The organism is Colwellia sp. TT2012, assembly GCF_001440345.1.
Classification (GTDB): Bacteria; Pseudomonadota; Gammaproteobacteria; order Enterobacterales; family Alteromonadaceae; genus Colwellia.
In genome coordinates, this window is the sequence record NZ_LJYX01000086.1 from 1 (window position 1) to 947 (window position 947).

At 58.1% G+C, this 947-nt stretch carries 2 protein-coding genes; both read left to right on the plus strand.

Features of this window, described 5'->3' with window-relative positions; all coding sequences use genetic code 11:
• The first annotated feature begins 157 nt into the window (after positions 1 to 157).
• Positions 158 to 355 carry a hypothetical protein gene (locus ASU03_RS20945; protein ID WP_108184860.1) on the plus strand — a complete coding sequence of 66 codons (198 nt, stop codon included), beginning with the start codon at positions 158 to 160 and terminating at the stop codon, positions 353 to 355.
• A 312-nt stretch (positions 356 to 667) separates the two neighbouring features.
• Entirely contained in the window at positions 668 to 943 is a 276-nt protein-coding gene (locus ASU03_RS18835; RefSeq protein ID WP_057833273.1) for a hypothetical protein, read from the plus strand.
• Positions 944 to 947: the final 4 nt, after the last annotated feature.

The window sequence follows — 947 nt, forward strand, 5'->3', positions numbered from 1 at the left end:
CAGACCCTATGTTAAATGGCCCCCCACACAGACAGCGCTCCTGGTTGAAATGTGGGCCGGTCACGGCGACCAAGCCCCCCACTTCTGGCGTACCGCCACGTACACTCCTGGTTTTAGAATGATTATGCCGCTGCGCCGAACTCAGGAGCCCCACCCCATGCGCGACAAACGTACCGGTCGCCTTTTTTTCCTTGTTCATTTGCTGCAAGAACGTCATGGGTCTTACCCATTAGGTCGCCCGGCTTTCGTCACCTGGCTGAATGATCAGCTCGACCAATTGCCGGGCGATGACGGCATGGCCAAGCTCATCGACGATTACCCTGCCCACCTGGACGCCCTGGAGGTCTCGACATGAAAAAGGCAATTCAGCAAGACACCCTAGTAACCCTTATAAGCGATCAGGCGCTGCGTGAGATGCGGGCAGTCAGGGTAGAAGGGGGTTGGTCGCTACAAGGCCGCATAGCGGCCTCTTGGCGACCTGTTCGCAGTCGCCGGGAGCCCGTTAGGATCTGGGCATCGCTCACCGCTATCGGCAGCTTCTGCGAACGGATAGGCATCAAGAGCCTAGTCGTCGAGTTTTGAGCCATGTAATGGTGATTTTCAATGCATTGTGCATTGACGGTTTTGGCGTGTAGCGTGCAGAAATCCCCACCGCTGGAACCAGGCCATGACCTTAAAACGGCGCCCCCCCGAAGAACTCCGCGAACATCTGCGGCGCTTATCACTCAGCCTGGATCGTGCCGAGGAACTGCTTGAGCAGCAAAAGCGTGCGGTGATCGCGGCCCGCCAGGCGGAACTCAAGGGCGCCATGATCCTGGGCACGCTGTATCAGCGAAAGCATCCAGGGACTTTTGCGGCCCACGTCTATCAACGTCTCAGCGACCCTCAGAGGCCTCCTACGGAAGGCCTGCTAAAACTGCTCCGCCTTCTGGGCGAAGCATGATCGT

What these genes read in the sequence shown, in the direction of transcription:
- ASU03_RS20945 (WP_108184860.1), top strand. Translation starts at nt 158, where the DNA reads ATGCGCGACAAACGTACCGGTCGCCTTTTTTTCCTTGTTCATTTGCTG.
- ASU03_RS18835 (WP_057833273.1), top strand. Translation starts at nt 668, where the DNA reads ATGACCTTAAAACGGCGCCCCCCCGAAGAACTCCGCGAACATCTGCGG.